This is a genomic window from Amycolatopsis bullii (genome assembly GCF_014654205.1).
Lineage (GTDB): Bacteria > Actinomycetota > Actinomycetes > Mycobacteriales > Pseudonocardiaceae > Amycolatopsis > Amycolatopsis plumensis.
In genome coordinates, this window is the sequence record NZ_BNAW01000022.1 from 84778 (window position 1) to 100518 (window position 15741).

At 71.1% G+C, this 15741-nt stretch carries 13 protein-coding genes; 9 read left to right on the plus strand and 4 right to left on the minus strand.

The genetic code is table 11. From position 1 onward, the window contains the following. Nucleotides 1–22 precede the first annotated feature (22 nt). Nucleotides 23–1027 carry a hypothetical protein gene (locus IE317_RS23880; RefSeq protein ID WP_191313560.1) on the plus strand — a complete coding sequence of 335 codons (1005 nt, stop codon included), beginning with the start codon at nucleotides 23–25 and terminating at the stop codon, nucleotides 1025–1027. Here the strand turns inward: IE317_RS23880 and IE317_RS23885 are convergent. From IE317_RS23885 to IE317_RS23895, 3 genes are read right to left on the minus strand one after another with little or no spacing between them, the layout of a single operon-like run. Next, complete coding sequence (locus IE317_RS23885; protein WP_191313561.1) at nucleotides 1024–1866, minus strand: transglutaminase family protein; 843 nt, start codon at nucleotides 1864–1866, stop codon at nucleotides 1024–1026. The two genes, IE317_RS23880 and IE317_RS23885, sit on opposite strands and share 4 nt — an antisense overlap. Further along, nucleotides 1863–2810: an alpha-E domain-containing protein gene (locus tag IE317_RS23890; protein ID WP_191313562.1), complete on the minus strand. Its 948-nt coding sequence runs from the start codon at nucleotides 2808–2810 to the stop codon at nucleotides 1863–1865. The genes IE317_RS23885 and IE317_RS23890 overlap by 4 nt, the downstream gene beginning before the upstream one ends. Nucleotides 2811–2821: 11 nt before the next feature. Beyond that, nucleotides 2822–4480 (minus strand): circularly permuted type 2 ATP-grasp protein, encoded by a 1659-nt coding sequence (locus IE317_RS23895; protein WP_191313563.1) that lies wholly within the window; start codon nucleotides 4478–4480, stop codon nucleotides 2822–2824. 138 nt (nucleotides 4481–4618) lie between these two features. Here IE317_RS23895 and IE317_RS23900 point away from each other — a divergent pair, with 138 nt between their 5' ends. The 5 genes from IE317_RS23900 to IE317_RS23920 all read left to right on the plus strand — a co-directional run bounded on the left by IE317_RS23900 (nucleotide 4619) and on the right by IE317_RS23920 (nucleotide 10649). Next, nucleotides 4619–5554 carry an ABC transporter substrate-binding protein gene (locus IE317_RS23900; protein WP_191313564.1) on the plus strand — a complete coding sequence of 312 codons (936 nt, stop codon included), beginning with the start codon at nucleotides 4619–4621 and terminating at the stop codon, nucleotides 5552–5554. Between the two features lie 15 nt (nucleotides 5555–5569). After that, nucleotides 5570–6502 carry an amino acid ABC transporter permease gene (locus IE317_RS23905; protein WP_191313565.1) on the plus strand — a complete coding sequence of 311 codons (933 nt, stop codon included), beginning with the start codon at nucleotides 5570–5572 and terminating at the stop codon, nucleotides 6500–6502. Then, complete coding sequence (locus IE317_RS23910; RefSeq protein ID WP_191313566.1) at nucleotides 6499–7272, plus strand: amino acid ABC transporter ATP-binding protein; 774 nt, start codon at nucleotides 6499–6501, stop codon at nucleotides 7270–7272. The genes IE317_RS23905 and IE317_RS23910 overlap by 4 nt, the downstream gene beginning before the upstream one ends. An 81-nt stretch (nucleotides 7273–7353) precedes the next feature. Continuing rightward, nucleotides 7354–9657, plus strand: coding sequence for an oxidoreductase (locus IE317_RS23915; protein ID WP_191313567.1), 2304 nt, complete (start codon nucleotides 7354–7356; stop codon nucleotides 9655–9657). A gap of 521 nt (nucleotides 9658–10178) precedes the next feature. Further along, entirely contained in the window at nucleotides 10179–10649 is a 471-nt protein-coding gene (locus IE317_RS23920; RefSeq protein WP_229902887.1) for an SRPBCC family protein, read from the plus strand. Here the strand turns inward: IE317_RS23920 and IE317_RS23925 are convergent. Continuing rightward, the gene (locus tag IE317_RS23925) at nucleotides 10639–11214 is read right to left on the minus strand and encodes a hypothetical protein (protein WP_191313569.1); all 576 of its coding nucleotides are present in this window, start codon (nucleotides 11212–11214) and stop codon (nucleotides 10639–10641) included. The genes IE317_RS23920 and IE317_RS23925 overlap by 11 nt on opposite strands. A 153-nt stretch (nucleotides 11215–11367) precedes the next feature. Here IE317_RS23925 and IE317_RS23930 point away from each other — a divergent pair, with 153 nt between their 5' ends. The 3 genes from IE317_RS23930 to IE317_RS23940 all read left to right on the plus strand — a co-directional run bounded on the left by IE317_RS23930 (nucleotide 11368) and on the right by IE317_RS23940 (nucleotide 15740). Beyond that, nucleotides 11368–13185 carry an NHL domain-containing thioredoxin family protein gene (locus IE317_RS23930; RefSeq protein ID WP_191313609.1) on the plus strand — a complete coding sequence of 606 codons (1818 nt, stop codon included), beginning with the start codon at nucleotides 11368–11370 and terminating at the stop codon, nucleotides 13183–13185. Nucleotide 13186: 1 nt separating this feature from the next. Next, complete coding sequence (locus tag IE317_RS23935; protein WP_013230909.1) at nucleotides 13187–13519, plus strand: GroES family chaperonin; 333 nt, start codon at nucleotides 13187–13189, stop codon at nucleotides 13517–13519. A gap of 307 nt (nucleotides 13520–13826) precedes the next feature. Beyond that, a complete protein-coding gene (locus IE317_RS23940) occupies nucleotides 13827–15740 on the plus strand; it encodes a VanW family protein (protein ID WP_229902888.1) in 1914 nt (637 codons plus the stop codon). Nucleotide 15741 lies beyond the last annotated feature (1 nt).

Here is a 15741-nt window from a genome sequence, read left to right on the forward strand (position 1 = left end):
CTGAGACATCACGGGAGTCGACATGGAGATCTGGGTACTCGGCGCTTTGGGTCGCACCGGCCGGGCCATCACCGCCGAACTGACTGCGCGCGGATTGCCTGCCGTACTGGTCGGGCGCAACGGGGAACGCTTGGCAGCGACCGGCTCGAAGTACGTCGTCGCGGACGGCGTCGAGGCGATCGCGGCGGAGATCCGGCGGCAGCGGCCGACGGTCGTGATCAACACGATCGGCGAGTACGCCGCCACGGCGGCGACGATCGCGCGGGCGGGCCTGCCCGGCGGGCACTACGTGGACATGGCCGCGGACCCGGTCGCGGTCCAGCGGCTGCTCGACCTGCACGACGAGGCCGTGGGCGGCGCCAGCACGTTCGTGACCGGCGCCGGGTTCGGCGTCCTGGCCACCGAGGCCGTCGTCGCCAAGCTGTGCGAGGGGCGGCCCACGCCGAGCCACGTGCAGGTCGACGCGCTGGCTTCCGTCGCCGTCGAAGAGGGGGCCGTGGGGGTCGCGCTCGCCGCCAGCATCGTCGACGCCATGACCGCGGTCTCGGCCGGGGGCGCGCGCCCGCGCACCCTCGTCCTGCCGGACGGCGAGACGGCGAAGGTGGCAGGCATCGACTCGGGTGAGCTGATCGCCGCCCGGCGCGCGAGCGGCACACCGGACGTCACGGTCTACTCCGGGCTCGCCCCGACCGCCCCGGTGGTCCGGGCCCTGCTCCCGCTGCTCGGCCGGGTGGTGTCGATCCCGGCCGTACGCCGGTTCGCCGTCCGGCGGCTCGCCGCGATCCGGACGAAGGCGGCACCCCGCCCCCGCACGCACACCTGGGGACACGCCGTCGTGACCTGGCCCGGCGGGACAACGCGCGAAGGCTGGCTCCGCGCGGGCGAAGCCATGGACTTCACCGCGGCGGTGGTGGCCGAAACGGCAGCCCGCCTGGCCCGCGGCGAAGGCAAACCGGGCGCGCACACCCCGGCGTCAGCCCTCGGCGCGGACCTCGCCGAAGCCGCGGGCGGGACCTTCCTGCTCTAAGCCAACCGGGTCAGCTGCACCGAGACGTCCAAAGTGGACTGACCGCCGCCGGTGAAGATGCCCTTCAACGGGGCCACGTCCGCGTAGTCCCGGCCCATGGCCACCCACACGTGCCGCGGGCCGACCGGGATCGCGTTCGTCGGGTCGTACGCCCACCAGCCGCCGGTCCACACGTCGACCCACGCGTGGGACTCGCCTTCGACCACCTCGCCGAGCTTGGCGTCCGGTTTCGTGTGCAGGTAGCCCGACACGTACCGCGCCGGGACGCCGATGGCGCGCAGCATCACCAGCGTCACGTGCGCGAAGTCCTGGCAGACGCCTTCACGCGCCTGCCAGGCGTCCGTCGCCGTCGAGTGGACGCCCGTGGTGCCCGGCTGGTACTTGAGCTGCTTGTTCACCCACGCGCACACCGCCAGTACGGCGTCCGCCGGGTCGAGGCCGGTGCGCAGCGCCCGGGCCTCGCGCGCCAGCTCGGCGTCGCGCGGGGTGTAGTCGGTCGGGCTCAGGTACTCGGTGCGGTGGTCGATCACCGTCTCGGACCGCAGGTCCTTCCACGACGCCGTGCGGATCGGCTCGGCCTCGTCCGCCGTCTCGACCACCGAGGTCGCCAGCACGGTGAACTCGGTGTGCGGCGCGTGGAGGTCGAACGACGTCACGACCGTGCCCCAGTAGTCCGTGTACCGATACGCGCGGGTGGCCGGGGCCGTCTCGATGCGGGTCGCCACCGTCGTCTGGCGGCGGTCGGAGCGCGGGGTCAGCCGGGCCTCGTTGTACGACTGCGTCGCCGGTGTCGCGTACCGGTACCCGGTCCGGTGCGCCACCCGCAGCTGCCACGTCACAGCGAAACCTCCGCACCGCTCCACGCCACCCACGGTGACGTGCTGAAGTACTGCAACGACACCGCTTCCCCGATTTCCCTGATCGACGTCTGCAACGCCGCGAGCCGCCGCGGCAGGTCGGTGAGCAGCTCCGACGGGCGCAGGAACTCCAGCTCGCTGCGGGCCCGGCCGAGCTCGCGCAGGGCCTCGGACTTCTCGTTGCTGCGCGAGCCGCCGCCCGGGTCGAGCCGCTGCAGGCACTCCTCGGCCTGCCGCAGCGCGTGGAACACCGAGCGCGGGAACAGCGTGTCCCGCAACAGGAACTGCACGACGCGGCCGGCGTCCAGCGCGCCCCGGTACGTCCGCAGGTAGGTGTCCTGCGCGCCGGCCGAGCGCAGCACGGTGATCCAGCCGGGCGAGGACGCGCGGTCCGCGACCCGGGACAGCAGCAGCCGCACCACCATGTCGGCGCGTTCGATCGAGCGGCCCAGCACCATGAACAGCCAGCCGTCGTCCCGCGACATCGTCGAATCCGCGAGCCCGGCGAACATCGCCGCGCGCTCCTCGACGAAGGAAAGGAACGCGTGCGGCCCGGCGCGCCGGGCGTAGCGCTGCCGGTCGGGCACCGCGTTCCAGGTGGCGTTCAAGCACTCCCACAGCTCGGTCGAGACGACTTCGCGGGCGCCGCGGGTGTTCTCGCGCGCCGAGTTGATCGAGCCGACGATCGACGCCGGGTTGTCCTTCCCGTACGCCACCAGCTCGGTCAGCTTCCACACGTCGAGCTCCTGCGCGCCCGCCGGGTCGATGCCCAGGACGGCCAGGAGCTGGCGGCTCGCGTGGTCCGGGTCGACGGTCGCGTCTTCGAGCAGCTGGTGGACCGAGACGTTGAGGATCCGGGAGGTGTCGTCGGCGCGTTCGACGTACCGGCCGATCCAGTACAGCGACTCCGCGTTGCGGGCGAGCATGCGAAACCTCCCTAGCTCTGTTGCTGCTGTTGCTGCTGCTGGGACGTCGTCAGCTCGGGACCCTGCTCGGCGACCAGTCCGTCCACAGTGGACATCGCACCGAGCGCGGGCTGCTCCAGCTCGCGCTCGGCCGTCGACGTCCGGGACGTCAGCACCCAGGTGTCCTTCGAACCACCGCCCTGCGACGAGTTGACGACCAGGCTGCCCTCCGGCAGCGCCACCCGGGTCAGGCCGCCGGGGAGCACGAAGATCTCCTTGCCGTCGTTGACGGCGAACGGCCGCAGGTCGACGTGCCGCGGCGCGAGCCGGTCGTCCACCTTGGCCGGCACGGTCGAGAGCTGGACCACCGGCTGCGCGATCCAGCCGCGCCGGTTCGCGCGCACCTTCCGCCGCAGCGTGTCCAGGTCCTTCTTCGACGCCTCGGGCCCGAACACGATCCCGTACCCGCCCGAGCCCTCGACCGGCTTCACGACCAGCTCGTCCAGGTGCGCCATGACGTGGTCGAACTCGTCCGGCAGCCAGCAGCGGAAGGTGTCCACATTGGGCAGCAGCGGCTTCTCGTTCAGGTAGTACTTCACCATCTCCGGCACGTAGGTGTAGACGAGCTTGTCGTCGCCGACGCCGTTGCCGATCGCGTTCGCCACCACGACGTTGCCCGCGCGGGCCGCGTTCTGGACGCCGGCGATGCCGAGCACGGAGTCCGGCCGGTAGTGCACCGGATCGAGGAACTCGTCGTCGATCCGCCGGTAGATGACGTCGACCTGGCGCTCGCCCTCGGTGGTCCGCAGGTAGACGACGTTGTCGCGGCAGAACATGTCGCGGCCTTCGACGAGCTCGACCCCCATCAGCCGGGCCAGCAGCGAGTGCTCGAAGTACGCCGAGTTGTGCACGCCCGGCGTGAGCACGACGACCGTCGGGTCGGCGACGTTCGCCGCGGCCGCCGCGCGCAGGGCCCGCAGCAGGTGCGACGCGTAGTCGCCGACCGGTCGCACGCGGTGCTGGGCGAACAGGTCGGGGAAGACCCGGGCCATCGTGCGCCGGTTCTCCATCACGTACGAGACCCCGGACGGGTTGCGGAGGTTGTCCTCCAGCACCCGGAACGTGCCCTCTTCGTCGCGGACCAGGTCCACTCCGGACACGTGGATGCGCACGCCGTTCGGCGGGGTGATGCCGAAGGCCTCCCGGTGGAAGTGCTCGCACGAGGTGATCAGCCGGCGCGGCAGCACGCCGTCGCGCAGGATCTGCCGGTCGCCGTAGACGTCGGCGAGGAACGCCTCGAGCGCGCGGACGCGCTGGGCGACGCCGCGCTCGAGCTTCGTCCACTCGGCGGCCTGGATCACCCGCGGCACCAGGTCCAGCGGGAACGGCCGCTCCTGCCCGGACAGCGAGAAGGTGATGCCCTGGTCGACCATCGCCCGGTCGAGGGCCTGGGAGCGGGACTGCAGGTCGTGCGCGTCGAGGGCCGCGATGGATTCGTACAGCGCCCGGTACGGGCCGCGGACCGTGCCGTCGGCGGCGAACATCTCGTCGTAGGCGCCGGCGTGCGGCCGTTCCGGCGAGAGATAGCCCTCGAAGCGGTCGCCCGGACGGGTGATCCGGCTGGTCGCCGCCTTCCTCGCGCGTCGACCGGACGGGGGCAGCCGCGGCGGGGTGGCGTTCATGGTCGACATCCTCGCTCACCGTGCGCTCCGGACGCGACAGTCGCGCGCCCCTCTAAACATCGCTGTAACTTCACGGTGCTGTGCTTTGGTATGGATGAGTGGCAATATGCGTGCTCTCAGAACCTGAGAACTACGAGGAGTGACGACGTGGCCCGAGGAACCCAGCTCAAGGCGATCGCCCTGCTGCCTGCGTTCGCCCTGGTCGGCTTGACCGTGGCGTGCGGCGCGGGAGGGAGCGGTGCGGGCAACGTCAACACCAGCAGCTCCGCCGCATCGGGCACCGCATCGGGTGACGCGGTCGCGGTCGCCAAGGACGACGCGCTGGCCGCCATGGTCCCCGCCGACATCAAGGCCGACGGCAAGATCGTGGTCGGCCAGGACCAGAGCTACCCGCCGAACGAGTTCGTCGACGGCGGCAAGCCGGCCGGTTTCGACGTCGACCTCGGCACCGCCATCGGCCAGGTGCTCGGCGTGCAGATGGACTTCCAGAACGCCGCGTTCGACGGGATCATCCCCGGCATCGGCGCCAAGAAGTACGAGCTGGCGATGTCGTCGTTCAGCATCAACGCCGAGCGGCTGCAGTCGGTCGACATGATCTCCTACTACAGCGCGGGCACCTCGCTGGCCGTGCTGAAGGGCAACCCCGACGGCCTGAAGGCCGACGACCTGTGCGGCAAGAAGGTCGCTGTCCAGAAGGGCACCACCCAGGTCGAGGACCTCGACAAGAAGAACGCCGCCTGCACCGGCGCGGGCAAGCCCGCCATCGAGGTCACGCAGCTGCAGGCCCAGACCGACGTCAACCTGGCCCTCACCGCCAAGCGCGTGCAGGGTGAACTGGCCGACTCCCCGGTCATCGACTACGCGGTCAAGCAGACCAACGGCCAGCTCGAGTCGGTCGGCACGCCGTACGACACCGCCCCCTACGGCATCGTGCTGCCGAAGAACAGCGGTGACTTCGGCAAGGCCGTCCAGGGCGCGGTGCAGAAGCTGATCGACAGCGGCGCGTACAAGAAGATCCTGGACAAGTGGGGTCTCAACGCCGCCGGCGCGGTCACCAAGTCGGAGATCAACCCGGCTTCCTGAGATAGGACGTAGTTCGTGAGTTCCTCCGAAGCGCCTCCCACCGAGGCGCCGATCGACGCCGAGCCCATCAAGGCCGTCCCGGTGCGCCACTACGGGCGCTGGGTGGCCGGGGTGATCATCCTCTTCCTCGCGTTCATCGTGATCCGCAGCGTGATCACGAACGACGCACTGCAGTGGCCGGTCGTCGGGGACTACCTCTTCGACGCCCGGGTGCTGCGGGGCCTGCAGAACACCCTGATCCTGACCGTGATCGCGATGCTGATCGGCATCGTCGGCGGGATCCTGCTGGCCGTGATGCGGCTGTCGCCCAACCCGCTGACCTCGGGCGCGGCCGCCATCTACATCTGGCTGTTCCGCGGCACCCCGCTGATCACGCAGCTGGTGATCTGGAACTTCCTGGCGTTGGCCTACCCGCGCCTCGGCCTGGGCATCCCGTTCGGGCCGGAGTTCGTCAGCTGGGACACCAACCAGCTGATCACGCAGTTCACCGCGTCGCTGCTGGGCCTCGGCCTGAACGAAGCCGCGTACATGGCGGAGATCGTCCGTGGCGGCATCCAGTCGGTCGACTCCGGCCAGCTGGAGGCGGCGAGCGCGCTCGGCATGAGCCGGACGAAGACCCTGCGGCGGATCATCCTGCCGCAGGCGATGCGGGTGATCATCCCGCCGACCGGCAACGAGACCATCTCCATGCTGAAGACGACGTCGCTGGTCGTGGCCATCGGGTACTACGAGCTGATGGTCGCCGTGCAGACCATCTACGCGCAGAACTACAAGACGGTTCCGCTGCTCATCACGGCCGCGGCCTGGTACCTGTTCATGACGTCGGTGCTGACGCTGGTCCAAATCCAGATCGAGAAGCGCTTCGCACGCGGGACCTCGCGGGACGTGGTCCAGCGGCAGGGCTGGGCGTCGCGGATGTTCAGCCGGGGTGGAGGGAACGTCACATGACCCCCGTGGTGTCCGCGCAGCGGATCTTCAAGAGCTTCGGCAGCGTCGACGTTCTCAAGGGCATCGACCTCGAGGTGCACGAGCGGGAGGTGCTCTGCCTGATCGGGCCGTCCGGCTCGGGCAAGTCGACGCTGCTGCGCTGCATCAACCACCTCGAAAAGATCGACGCCGGCCGGCTCTACGTCGACGGCGTGCTGGTCGGGTACCAGCAGCGCGGGGACAAGCTCCACGAGCTGCGCGAGAAGGAAGTCGCGCTGCAGCGCAAGGACATCGGCATGGTGTTCCAGCGCTTCAACCTCTTCCCGCACATGACGGCGCTCGAGAACGTCATGGAGGCGCCGGTCCAGGTCCGGCGCGAGCCGAAGGCCCAGGTCCGGCAGCGGGCGCACGAGCTGCTGGAGCGCGTCGGCCTCGCGGACAAGGCGAACAACTACCCGGCCCAGCTGTCCGGCGGCCAGCAGCAGCGCGTCGCGATCGCCCGGGCGCTCGCGATGCAGCCGAAGCTGATGCTGTTCGACGAGCCGACGTCGGCGCTGGACCCGGAGCTGGTCGGTGACGTCCTCGGCGTGATGAAGCAGCTCGCCAAGGACGGCATGACCATGGTCGTCGTCACGCACGAGATGCAGTTCGCGCGCGAGGTGGCGGACAAAGTCCTGTTCATGGACGGCGGGGTCGTCGTCGAAGAGGGGCCGCCCGAGCAGGTCATCGGGAACCCGCGCGAGGAGCGCACGAAGGAGTTCCTGGCCCGCGTGCTCAACCCCAACGCCTGAGGTGTTCGACGGCGGAAACGGTGTTCCGGCACCGTTTCCGCCGTTTTTTCGCTACCTTGATGTCGGGGTGAGGGAGGGCTCATGTCGACGGAAAGCGCGTTGCCGCCGCTGGACCCCTTCGCGGGCATCCCGGACCGCCGTTACGAGGTCAAGGCCTCCGAGCTGCTGAAACCCGGCAACGCGGGCTTGATGCGCTGGCGGCGGCAGGCCACGAACGCCCCGATCGTCTACGTCGAGGACGCCTACATCACCGGGACGCTGGACCTGCGGGCCGCGGACCTGAAGTACCTGTTCCGGTTCGAGCGCTGCCGGTTCGAGCAGCCGCCGGACGTGCGCGAGGCGAACCTGCTCGGGCTCGTGTTCCGCAAGTGCTGGCTGCCCGGGCTCAAGGCCCGCAACATGCGCAGCCGCAACGACGTCCGGCTGATCCGCAGCGTCGTGCAGGTCGACGGCGACCGGCGGGAGATCGAAGAGACGACCGTGCAGCGCGGCGACGACCGCGAACGCGGCATGCCGAACGCCGCGGTCAACCTGACCGACGCGGTGATCGAGGGCTCGATGGTGCTCACCCGCACGGTGATCTCGCACCCGCACGGCAAAGCGATCCAGGCGGATCGGCTGGTGCTGACCGGCGCCCTGCTGGCCTACCGGATGGTGGCGAACGGCGAAGTCCGGCTCCCCGGCGTGCGGACCGGCGGTAACGTCAACTTTTCGGGCGCCACGCTGAACAACCCGGACGGCTTCGCGCTCAACGGCAACGGCCTGCACATCGGCGGCAGCCTGCTGTGCGAGGTCGACAACTACGGGCCGGCCAGCCAGCGCAAGCGGTTCTCCGCCACCGGGATCATGTACCTGCCGAGCGCCACCGTAGACAGCGACATCTCCCTGCGCGAGGCCAAGCTGACGGTGTCCCAGCACGGCCCGATCGCGGTCGACGCCTGGAAGTCCAACGACCCGTACATCGACCCGCGGCCGGCGCTGGTCGCCGACCGGATGCGCGTCGACGGCAACATCGAGCTTTCGGACGGCCTGCAGGCGCTGGGCACGCTGCGCATGGTGAACGCCCGGATCGGCGGCTCGCTGCGGCTGGCCGGCGCCGAGATCCGGGTCGAGCGCGGCAAGACGGTGCCGTATTACGACCGCGCGTTGCACCTGGACGGCACCGAGATCGGCGGCGACATCGAGGCGACGAGCCTGCGCGTGCCGGCCGGGCAGCTGCGCCTGGCCGACGTGACGGTGGGCGGCAACTTCCTGGCCTGGAACTCGATGTTCCGCCACCCCGGCCGGGACGTGTTCTCCGCCCGCCGCTCGAAGATCGCGGGCAACTTCCAGCTCACCGACGCCACGATCCACGGCACGCTGCGCCTGCAGGGCGTGGACGTCGGCGGCAGCATCAACCTGGCGGGCACCAGGCTGACCGACCCGGGCCGCCGCGCGACCAGCAGTTATTCCCTCGACGTCCGCACCGGCCGGGTCGGCCGCGACCTGACCCTCCGCGACAACAACGGCCGCCCCTTCGTGGCCGAAGGCGGCGTCAACCTCGACGGCGCCCAGGTGGCCCGGCGCGTGGACCTGCGCGGTTCCCAGCTCGGGTCGCTGCCCCCGTTCGGCGTGGCCCTCGACGCGGGCGACGTCGCCTCGGACGAGTTCATCCTCACGCCCAGCACTGCCCCGGTCGGCCGGGTGGTGCTGCGGCGGGCGCACTGCGGGACGCTGAGCGACAACGAGCAGTTCTGGGCCGCGTCCGAGGGCATCGAGCTGGAGGACTTCCGCTACGACGCGTTGAAGAAGGGCATCCCCCTCGACGACGACAAGGCCCTCGACCACCGCATCGAGCTGCTGCGCAAGGCCATGCGCGGCTACCGCCCGGGCCCGTACGACCAGCTCGCCCACATGCTCCGCGCGGCGGGCAACGAAGAGCACGCCTCGACGGTGGCGCTGCGCAAGCAGCAGTTCCGGTACGAGGCACTGGCCCGCGGCTTCAAGTTCTTCGGCCCGGGGGTGAGGCTGTGGAGCTGGCTGCAGAGATCGATGGTGGGCTACGGCTACCGCCCGGTCCGCGCGCTGGGCTGGCTGCTCACGCTGCTGGTGCTGGGCAGCCTCTGGTTCGGCCTGGGCACCGACGACTGCATCCACGACACGTCCGGTCGCTACATGCGCAGCGGCGACCGCTGCGTGGTGAACCAGCAGGACACGGGGCTGCAGTGGAACCCGGTGATCTACACGGCGGACCTGCTGGTCCCGATCGTCGACTTCGGCAACAAGTCGAGGTGGTACATGCACGGCCCGGACAACTGGGTCGCGGCCGGCTTCACGGCGTCGGGCTGGATCCTGGCCACCACGGTGGCGGCGGGCGTGAGCCGCATGTTGCGCCGGGAGAATTGAGCCAGACACCCGCCTCTTTCGGCAGCCTCACCGGCGTGAACGGGACGCTAACACCCCACCCAGACCTCCCCACCGCCCCGATCCGAAGCCAGAACACGCCGGCAGTGCCGGGTCAAGGCACGCTTTCCCGCCTTGACGCGGTGCTGTCGGACGTAGTCACAATTCCGGCTTCGGGGTGGTGGGCACCGAACTGCCAGCCGAGCCGGGCGCCCCGGTCTGTCGGCCAAGGCGACCCGACACCGCCCAGGTCAGCCGCACCTTCGCACCGAGCCCGGCCAGCAGACCCCGGCTTCCACCACGCAACAGCGGCCGACTTCGCCGGGCCCCGTCCGTAACCAGACAGCCCCCACCCTCTCCGGGGGGCGTCCCCAGGTCCAGTCTATCGGCGGGGTCCGACAGACCCGGCCGTAACAGCGTTCCGAGCCGGAGCTGTCCACATCACCCGTCCGGCATCCACAGGGTCGTTCCCAACCGCCGGTCGCTGGCATACCCTCGGTATGTCCCTCAACGCGGAGGCCTCCTTGAACGCACCGAACGCTACCGGTCGGATCGAAATCGACGCTGCTCCCGAGACCGTGTATGCGCTGGTCAGCGACCCCGGCAAACTGGCCGACCTCGCCGAGGAGTACGCCGGGCACCGGTGGGTCGGGGGCACCGATGGGCCCGTCGTCGGGGCGAAGTTCCGCGGGCGCAACCAGCGCGGCTTCCGGCGGTGGAGCACCCTCTCCACCATCACCGATGCCGACCCCGGGCGGCGGTTCGGCTTCGAGGTCACCTCGTTCGCCGGGTTGCCCGTCGCGCGGTGGCAGTACGACTTCGAGCCCGCCCCTGACGGGTGCGTCGTCGTCGAAAGCATGTGGGAACGGCGGCCGGGGTGGTTCAAGGTGGCGACGTCGACCGTCACCGGCGTCTGGGATCGGGAAGTCGCCAACATCGCCAACATCGCCGCCACCCTCGCCCGGCTGAAGCGGGCCGCCGAAGCTAGTCGATGAAGCGGGACCAGAACGGTATGTACCTGGGGCCGTCCGGTGGGGCCGTGCTGATGCCGCCCGTCGCGAACTCGCGGTGCAGGTAATCCCGCAGGTCACTGCCGTAGACGATGATGTCCGTCTGGTACACCGACAGCACCGGATAGCCCACCGTTCCCGGGAGGCCGGGCAGGTACCGATGCCCGCACACGGGCACCAGCTGCGGCACGTCGGCCAGCCGGCGGCGGGCCTCGCGGACCGCGTCCTCCGGGCCGACCGGGCGGGTGCCCCAGTCCGCCAGCCAGAAACCGTTGTGCTCGACGTCGTACAGCACGCCGTCGACCGGCCATGCCAATCGTTTGCGCAGCTGCTCGGGGTTGCCGCAGCGCCAGTCGGGCCAGCGGTCGCCGATCGGGACGCCGGCGGACAGGAACGTGCGGTGGTCCGCGGCGAAGCGGAAGCCGAACCGGTGCTCGACGTCGTCGAGCTCGGCTTCGCTCAGCCCCGGACGCACGGGTTCCCGGAGGTTCTCCTGCAGGTGCCGCGCCTCCTCCGGAGTGAGGGCGCCGGCCGGCTGGACTGGGGTCATGACCCGAGCCTAAGCGGCGGCTCAACCGCGCGCCCGTCCTTTTTCGACCACCCACACGGGGTGAGTTTGTTCTCTCATCGGGCGGACCGCGGAACAGAGCGTGAGCGCGTGTAGTTCACTCATGCCGTGACTTCTCCACGACCGCAGAGCCGCGTGCGCGCCCCCGAGCTGCGCGGCGACGTCTGGCTGAACACCGGCGGCCGCCCGCTCACCCTCGCCGAGCTGCGCGGCCGCGTCGTGCTGCTGGACTTCTGGACCAGCGGCTGCATCAACTGCCTCCACGTGCTCGACGAGCTGCGGCCGCTGGAAGCCGAGTTCGCGGACGTGCTGGTCACCGTCGGTGTCCACTCGCCGAAGTTCCTGCACGAGGGCGAGCGCGCCTCGATCGAGGCCGCGGTCCGCCGCTACGACGTGCCCCACCCGGTGGTCAACGACCCCGAGATGGAGCTGTGGTCGCAGTACGCGGTGCGCGCCTGGCCGACGCTGGTCGTCGTCGACCCCGAGGGGTACGTCGTGCACGTCGCCGCGGGCGAAGGGCACGAAGAAGCGCTTCGCCGCGTCATCGCCGAGCTCGTGACCAAGCACGAAGCGAAGGGAACCCTGCGTCGCGGCGGCAGCCCGTACGTGCCGGTCGAGGAGCAGCCCGCCGAGCTGCGGTTCCCGAGCAAGGCCGTCGCCACCGCCGAGGGGCGCGTGCTGGTCGCCGACACCGGGCACCACGCCATCGTCGAGTTCGCTTCGGACGGCGAGACCGTCATCCGCCGCTTCGGCAGCGGGGAGCGCGGGAGCCAGGACGGCCCGTTCGACATCGCGACCTTCACCGAACCGTCGGGCATCGCGCTCCTGCCGTACGACATCGCCGAGCGCGTCGGTTACCACGCCGTCGTCGCCGACACGGCCGGGCACCGGCTGCGCGGCCTCGACTTGATCACCGGCGAGGTGACGACGGTCGCCGGCACCGGTGCGCAGTGGCGCAGCGGGCCGGACTCGGGCAAGGCCGCCGAGGTCGACCTCACCAGCCCGTGGGACGTCGCCTGGTGGGGCCCGGCCGGCGGGGTCGTCGTCGCCATGGCGGGCAACCACACGCTGGGCGTGTTCGACCCGGTCGGCGGCACGATCCGCCGCTTCGCCGGGACGACCGTCGAAGGACTGCGCGACGGCGACGTCGGCGAAGCGTTCTTCGCGCAAACGTCCGGCCTGGCCGTGGACGGCGACAAGCTGTGGCTCGTCGACGCCGAGACGTCGGCGCTGCGCTGGATCGAGCCCGACGGCGAGTCGTTCACCGTCCAGACCGCGATCGGCGTCGACCTGTTCTCCTTCGGCCACACCGACGGCCCGGCCGACCAGGCGCTGCTCCAGCACCCGCTCGGCCTCGCCGTGCTGCCCGGCGACAAGATCGCGATCGCCGACACCTACAACGGCGCGGTCCGCCGCTTCGACGTCTTCACCCGCCAGGTGACCACGATCGCCACCGGGCTCGCCGAGCCGCAGGGCCTGCTGCTGCACGACGGCGAGCTGCTGGCCGTCGAGTCCGCGGGCCACCGGATCGCCCCGGTCGCGGCGGCCGAGCCGACGGTGGTGACCGGCGACGCGCACGCGGTGCGCCGCCCGCCGACGGTGCTCGCCCCGGGCGAGATCGACTTTTCGGTGGTGTTCACGGCACCGCCGGGCGAGAAGCTGGACGACCGCTTCGGCCCGTCGACGCGGCTCGAGATCAGCGCGTCGCCGCCGTCGCTGCTGGCCGACGGCGGCGGGACGGGCACGGACCTGAACCGCAAGATCCGGCTGGCCCCGGGCGTCACCGAGGGCGTGCTGCAGGTCGTCGCGCAGGCCGCGAGCTGCGACGACGGTGGCGAGCACCCGGCGTGCCGGATCACCCGGCAGGACTGGGGCGTCCCGGTGCGGATTGAAGACGGCGGCGTGAGCGAGTTGAGCCTGGTCATGGCCGGGGAGCCGCGGACCGGCGGGTAACATGCAGGCCGTGTCTGACGGGCCAAAACTCGAAATCCAGATGCTGCACGACCGGGTACTCGTGCGGCTGTCGCCGGAAGAAGGGGAACGCCGCAGCAGCGGCGGTATCGTGATCCCCGCAACGGCCCAGGTCGCGCGCCGGCTGGCCTGGGGTGATGTACTGGGCGTAGGCAACAGCGTGCGGAACGTCAAGACCGGCGACCGCGTGCTCTTCAACCCGGAGGACCAGCTCGAGGTCGAGATCCAGGGCGAGGGGCACCTGGTGATGCGCGAACGCGACATCCACGCGGTGGCGACCGAGCGCACCGAGCACGGGACGGGGCTCTACCTGTAGGTCGGGTCCCGCGAAAGGCAGGCGCGTGGCAGACGAAGAGGGACGCGAGGGCGCCAAGTCGAGCGAGCTCGCCACCGAGGGGGCGCTCGTGGCGGCTGCCGACCCGGAAAAAGCTCCCGGGCGGCCCGCGACGGGAGAGGCCGCGCCGCCTGCCGAACTCGAGCGGCCCGAACCCGCCCAGCCACCCGCGGCGGCTGGCGGCACGGTCACCGGGTCGCTTGCATTTGCCGATGGCGCCGCAGCCGGGCCACCCGCGGCGGCTGATGGCGGTGTGGCGCCACCAGCTGCCGAGCCGGTCGGGGCTGTGGTGCCCGAGTGGCCCACGGCGGCCGATTCACCGGCCGCTGCTGCCGAGTCGCCGCTGGCCTCGGAGGCGCCGACCGTCGCGGTCGCGGAGTGGCCCCCGGTGGTCCCGCCCCCGGCTGCCACCACCGATCTCTTCTCCGAAGACCTGCTCGGCGAGCTCCTCGAAAACCCCGCGCCGCCGCCTGCTCCGGAGACGCCCGCGCGAAAGCTGCGCAAGGGCGTTGCCCGCGCCATGATGGCCGTCGGGCTCGCTCTTGGCCTCTTCGTCATCCTCTACGCCGTCGATCTCGTCGTCAGCCTCGGGGACGTGCCGCGCGGGGTGACCGTTGCCGGTGTCGAGGTCGGGGGGCTCAGCCATGCCGAGGCCGAGGCCAAGCTGCGGAAGGAGCTCGAGCCGCGGCTGGTCCGGCCCGTGGCCGTCCACGGTGGGGACGTGCAGGCCGAACTCCTGCCCGCGCAGTCCGGGCTCGGGCTCGACTGGCCGAACACCCTCGGGCTCGCCGGGCACCAGCCGCTGAGTCCGATCACGCGGATCATGTCCTTCTTCTCCAGCCGCGAGGTCGGGGTGGCCACGCGCACCGACCAGAACCGCATCGCCGACGCCGTGCGGGAGCTCGCCGAGGGCAAGCTGAACCACCCCGCCACCGAAGGCTCGGTCGGGTTCACGCCCATCGACGGCAGCGACGGCGGTGTCACCGCCTTCCCGATCCTGCCGCGGCAGGGCCAGCAGCTGACCGACCTCGCCGGCGCCGTGCACACCGTCACCGACCACTGGCTCGACCCCGGCGGGGTCAAGCTGGCCATGGCCATCACGCCCGTGCGCGCGACCGCCGCCGGAGTGCAGGCCGCCTGCCGGCAGATCGTCGTGCCCGCTGTCGCGAAGCCGGTCGTCGTGCACGGCGAAGGCAAGGACGTTCCGCTGAAGCCCGCCACGATCGCGGCTTCCTTCCAGTTCGCCGCGGTCGAAGGCGGGGCCCTCGAGGTCCGCATCGACCAGGGCAAGCTGCAGGCGGCCCTCAAGGACGGGCTCGCGAGCACCGAGACCGACGGCAAGGACGCGCAGATCGTCTTCACCGGTGACCAGCCGACGGTCGAGCCCTCCGAAGAGGCCCGCAAGGTGGACTGGGAGAAGACCTTCCTCCCCCTGATCGACGTGCTGAAGAAGACCGACGGGCGGGATCTCCCCGTCGTCTACAGCTCGTCGGCACCCAGCGTGACCACCGACGCCGCCAGCGCGCTCGGCATCAAGGAGGTCATCGGCGAGTTCACCACCGCCGGCCTGACCGGCCCGGCCGAGACGAACAACCGGACGCTCGCCGCCCGCGTGTCCGGCGCGATCGTCAAGCCCGGCGAGACGTTCAGCCTCGGCGCCCGCTCCGGCCCGCGCACCGCGGACGCCGGGTACCTGCCCGCCCCGGTCGACGAGGACGGCACCGGCTCGGCCGTGGTCGGCGGCGGCGTCTCCCAGCTGGCGTCCACTTTGTACAACGCCGCCTACCTGGCCGGCCTGGCCGACGCCGGCCACCTGGAGCACGACCACTACCTCGACCGCTACCCCGTGGGCCGCGACGCCAAGGCCGTCAACGCCGACGGCAGCCCCGTCGAGCTCAAGGTGACCAACGACGCCGCGACCGGCATCGCCATCCAGGCCACCGTCTCCGGCGGCTCGGTGACCGTCCGGATCTGGGGCACCCGGCACTTCCGCGTCGAGAGCCAGACCGGCGCCCAGACCCCCGGCGACCCGCCCACGATCCAGTTCGGCTCCGGTGGGGCGGCCGCCTGCCAGCCTTCGATCGGTTCGTCCGGGTTCAGCGTCACCGACACGCGTGTGCTCTACGACCTCGCGAGCGGCACCGAGCTCCGGCGGACGTCGCACACGGCGACCTACGGTCCGCGCCCGACCGTTCTCTGTTGAG

Coding starts and splice junctions, on each gene's coding strand:
- IE317_RS23895 (WP_191313563.1), bottom strand. CDS start 4,480: ATGTCGACCATGAACGCCACCCCGCCGCGGCTGCCCCCGTCCGGTCGA.
- IE317_RS23880 (WP_191313560.1), top strand. CDS start 23: ATGGAGATCTGGGTACTCGGCGCTTTGGGTCGCACCGGCCGGGCCATC.
- IE317_RS23925 (WP_191313569.1), bottom strand. CDS start 11,214: ATGACCCCAGTCCAGCCGGCCGGCGCCCTCACTCCGGAGGAGGCGCGG.
- IE317_RS23935 (WP_013230909.1), top strand. CDS start 13,187: ATGCAGGCCGTGTCTGACGGGCCAAAACTCGAAATCCAGATGCTGCAC.
- IE317_RS23915 (WP_191313567.1), top strand. CDS start 7,354: ATGTCGACGGAAAGCGCGTTGCCGCCGCTGGACCCCTTCGCGGGCATC.
- IE317_RS23910 (WP_191313566.1), top strand. CDS start 6,499: ATGACCCCCGTGGTGTCCGCGCAGCGGATCTTCAAGAGCTTCGGCAGC.
- IE317_RS23890 (WP_191313562.1), bottom strand. CDS start 2,810: ATGCTCGCCCGCAACGCGGAGTCGCTGTACTGGATCGGCCGGTACGTC.